Here is a 4,554-nt window from a genome sequence, read left to right on the forward strand (position 1 = left end):
CTAACACTAAGCTTAAAGCAAGCCCAACATGCTCAGGATTAATATTACTATCCGCAATTCGTTGATCTACTTTCTGCTTAATTTGCCCCATTTGAGTGACAGCATCGATGACAATATTAGATGTCTTATCAATATCAAGTTGCTCTTGACCAAATTTAGCTGCCTAGAATCTCCCAAGTGAGGAGGCTCAGCCTTTCAAATCTTTGTGCAACAAAGCCATTCGGGTTATTCATAAATAGGTGGACTAGAGAAATCCGTTATTTTTAAACTTGTACCCAAGCTTGCTTTTAAAGGCAAATAATCCTCAGTAAATGCGTCTAATTGATATAGGTAACCTTCTGAATCAATAGAAATTTCTATCATTACTTTCCTATTATCAACATCATAGGCTATAGCATTTAAAATAGCAGTGCCAAAATCTCTACTCCCTTGTCCATTACAAAATTCTATTGACCCCATGCCACCATCATCCAAATCAACTACATACATCTCTGAAATATCTGTACATATTTTGAATTCAATTTTACTTTTAGACAAAATTTGAGATATCAATTCTTTTTCATTATCTAGTAATTTCCGCATATTAAGGGAGTCTTTTTCTTAAAGTTCATCATTTTCAAAAACTGTATATATACTTATAGGTAAAGAAATTTCATGATCTCCTACAAGCTTTAAAAATTTTTGATTTAATATTTGAAAATTACATTGTTCTGACTCTTGTTTATATACTTCAATAAAAATATCAAATTCATTCGCACCATAATCTTTTAAAACATCAATATTATTTTTTATAAAAACATAATAACTCTCCTCATATTGTTCATCCCAATATTCTTTTGAAAACTCATTTAAATGAACAAATGATAAATTTTGTGGATAATTTGAATCAAAAATAGATTTTAATTCAGATAGATGCAAGACATTCTTACAATACTCTGCATTAAAATTTTCACCAAAAATATTAAATGTAAGCCGTAAATACATTACAAAAATTTCTCCAAATTAATTCTAATCATCTCTTTCGATTGATTACCTTTAATATAAACGTTACCTGATTTCGGATCTTTATAAAAATCAAAATTTTTAGAACCTTTTAATTCTTTACGATAAGCATTTATAATTTTTGATTTCAAATTTGTTTGGTGCCATCTAGGGTTACCCACCAACTCAGCTATCTGTTTATCATTCATTTTTTTAGACTGTTTACCTATATCATTCTGACTTTTATCATCATCCCCATTAGGCGGCATGCCCGTAGCCGAATTACCCGAAGTTGAAGGTATACCTTTAGGATGTGTCTCTTTCTTTTCTTCGCCAGAATTTAAAATTTTCTCAGCGGTAACAGCTCCAAATAAGTTAACAACTGCACTTACACACGCTGGTGTTCTAGCACAAGCTGCTACTGCTCCAGCCGTGGCTTCAGCAACTGCTACTCCTATAGGATAAACTTGAACCACTGTCTCAATATTATTGTTCGATTCTACTCGAAAACTCTGAAGCAATTTATCCAACGTATTCTTTTCATCTATCGTCATATTTTGAGTAGATGATTCATAATTTTTAATAAAATCTCGCGACTCGATTATTCCTTTAACAACTGCAACGGTATCTGTAACAGCATTAGCAATATCCTTATGATCTTGAACAATTTCGGCACGCCCATCTTCTGTCAGTAATCGATGATCTACCGTCACGGAACCATCTAACATACCTGTCGTTTGGTCTCGGGTAATCTCTTGCGTATTGTTAATGTCTCGATTCGTGCTATCCGTTGCATTTTTTACAGTACCTTGACCCATCGTCGCCTTGGTCAATTGTTCTGTTTCTTGCCCACTACTATTTAATCCAATCGTCGTTGAGCCTTTTGGTGCTGTTGAGGCTTCAGGTGTACCTTTTTGTGCAATACCAATACTTGTCGATACATTAAAACCACTGCTACTGTTGTAGTTGTGATCTTCAATATCTTTCAGTTCAAGCTCGCCTGAGTAATTCAGTTTGCCATGATCGGTCAATGTACCATCTGCATTTTCCGTTGCATTGGCAATCACACCACCCACATTAGTGACTTTCTTCACGCCCATCGCATCAAGGTCTGCATCGTTTTGTGCATCACCAATTAAGAGCTTACTAGTGTCATTCACCCAAGCACTGTCGCTGTTGCCTTTGCCTTGGTTATAGCTTGCCGTGATATTTTTTGAATCACCACCATAGCCGCCACCAATAGAGCCACCTTTGCTGCTATTACTGCTCGATGCTGTATCTTGTAGGCTTTCAACATGGATTCCATTGACTTGCAAATCACCACGATCAGCAATGCTGACCGTTCCACCTTTGATATTAAGTTGGTCAATCGCTCCTTCGGTGCGATTCAAAGTAACGTCACTGTTCACATGAGTCAGACTTTCACTTTGTGATTTGCTCGTTTGTTTTCCAATCGATGCACTACCACCGCCACCATAGGTATAGCTCACACTTTGGCTATTAGTTTTACTACTACTGTCTTGTTTTGTGCGTTCTACACCTGCGGTCACATTGAGGTCTTTAGTTCCATCAAATACCGTCATCCCTGATGCATTTACACGACTGCCTTGAATATTGACATCTTGGCCTTCTGATTTAAATTGAAGGTTATTTAAGTCTAAATGACTACCTTGCCATTGGCTTTGTTCGGTATTGGTTGTAGATGTTGTTTCAATGCGCTCTCCATTGGCTCCAATGGTAAAGCCATAGGTTGCGCTGCTTGCTGCCGCTGCTGCCATAGCAGCTCCAACTGCAATTTGAGCACTTGCAACATTAGCCGTTGCCATTGCAATATTGGCTTTACTGTCATCTAAAGCTTCTTTAGTAATTTTACCTGATGCATAGTCCCGCTGTGCTTGACTATAGTCATCCTTTGCTTTCGATAATGCTTTAGTTGCATCTGCAACAGCAGCTACAGCAAGTACTGCATCGACATAAGCATTTCGAATACCCACTTCAGTACTCACCGTTTCAGTGTGTGTTTTTTCTGTGGTCGTGGTTTTATTTTCATAACCACCGATATTTAAATTTCCTCGACCATGATCAATCACTGTATCGCCAGATGCAGTAATGTTTTGCCCTAAAATATCAACGCCTTCTGTGCCTTGAATCGTCAAGTTATTTGTATTGATATTGCCCGATTTATGCGTCGTTGCCGTGGTCGTGGTTTCATGTTCTGTGTCTTCAAGTACAAAGCCACCCACGCGAATGCTGTCTTTGTTGAGTTTTGCTCCAAGCCCTTGCACGGTTTCTTTGCTGCTTGAACTCACTGTCTTTTGTTGTTCTTCTGCCGCATCTAGCGTGACTTTTTGTCCAGCAAGTACCGTGTTTTCTGCATCGATATTGCTACTAGTCAGCGTAGTTTGTCCTGCTGAGCCCACATAAACATTGTTGCCACTGAGGTCGGTTCCTGTTTGTGTTCTTTGTTCTGTCCGTGTACTTGATGATTCGCCAATCGTGATCTTCGGTGCTTTTAATCCCGGTGCTAAACCTTCAATTCCAGCTAAACCAATCGCTGTCGCTTTCATTAAGTCCTTAGCAATACCGCGATAGCCTTTTTGTGTTTCATCCCATTGTTGGTCATTGGTTTCTAGTGTTGTCAGACTTACATTTTCAGGCAAAGCATTGCCATCTTTTGATGTTAAGCTGCCATCTGCTTGGCGTTCAAATTGGGTATTACCGATATAAATATTGTCTTTGGCCTGTATATCATTGGCCTGCAACTCGATATTTTTGCCTGCATTAATATCAACATTTTTGCCAGCTTTAAGCTGAGTTTGTGCAACTTCTTCATTAATATAGCCCGATTGACGATTTTTAAATTGCACTGCATTTTTCTTCTCAGATACTTTACTCTTCATATCAGTATCAATATCAGACAGAAGTTTCACATTGCCTTTATTTGCTGAAATCTGAATAGACTCTTGCGCTTCAGCAATCAAATGTGTCGCTTGTATATCTCCTTGCTGGCTATTAATGAGGACATTACCGCCTGCTTGAATATTTGTTGCTAAAGACTGACTTGTATTCGATTGAATTTGTTTCTCCGTTTTAGAGAAACCACCTTTTTCTTGTGCTGCAAGTTTGGAAGTACGTTCATCACGTCCATTCTCAATTAAAACATTTTGACCAGCATCAATAACTACATTGCCAGTTTCACTGTTCAATGTCGCAGCTTTAATTTGGGTATTCGCACCACTCTGTAGTTGAATATCACCTTTTGCTTGAATTTGGGTTCCAACATCGCGACTTGAAGCATTTAAAATTTGGTCTTTTCCTCCCGCAGAGCTTAAGTCACTTCGACTTACATTCACGGCAGAAAGATTCAGATCTTGCCCTGCTTTAACTGAAGCACTACCTTGGCTCTGTATGTCTGATGCAGTCAAATTAATATTATTCTTCGCTTGTGCAGTAAGCGTTCCATCTACATCTTGTACATATAGTCCCGCCACACGACCAATGTTTTCAGCGGTAAATTCACTTAACCCATCTTTGTTTTCAGTTTTAATCGTGGTGGTGATGTTGTTAATGTCG

General features: G+C 38.3%; 3 protein-coding genes. All 3 read right to left on the reverse strand.

Going from position 1 to position 4,554, the window contains the following annotated elements:
* Window positions 1-225: 225 nt before the first annotated feature.
* Window positions 226-582, reverse strand: coding sequence for a DUF6984 family protein (locus tag SKM54_RS12300; protein ID WP_321090427.1), 357 nt, complete (start codon window positions 580-582; stop codon window positions 226-228).
* 18 nt (window positions 583-600) lie between these two features.
* Window positions 601-984 (reverse strand): hypothetical protein, encoded by a 384-nt coding sequence (locus tag SKM54_RS12305; protein WP_321090428.1) that lies wholly within the window; start codon window positions 982-984, stop codon window positions 601-603.
* A partial coding sequence (locus SKM54_RS12310) for a hemagglutinin repeat-containing protein (protein WP_321095499.1) occupies window positions 984-4,554 on the reverse strand: 3,571 nt, incomplete at its 5' end. The genes SKM54_RS12310 and SKM54_RS12305, both read right to left, overlap by 1 nt.

It is taken from the genome of Acinetobacter faecalis (genome assembly GCF_034187745.1).
Taxonomy (GTDB): domain Bacteria; phylum Pseudomonadota; class Gammaproteobacteria; order Pseudomonadales; family Moraxellaceae; genus Acinetobacter; species Acinetobacter faecalis.

What these genes read in the sequence shown, in the direction of transcription:
- SKM54_RS12300 (WP_321090427.1), bottom strand. Translation starts at nt 582, where the DNA reads ATGCGGAAATTACTAGATAATGAAAAAGAATTGATATCTCAAATTTTG.
- SKM54_RS12305 (WP_321090428.1), bottom strand. Translation starts at nt 984, where the DNA reads ATGTATTTACGGCTTACATTTAATATTTTTGGTGAAAATTTTAATGCA.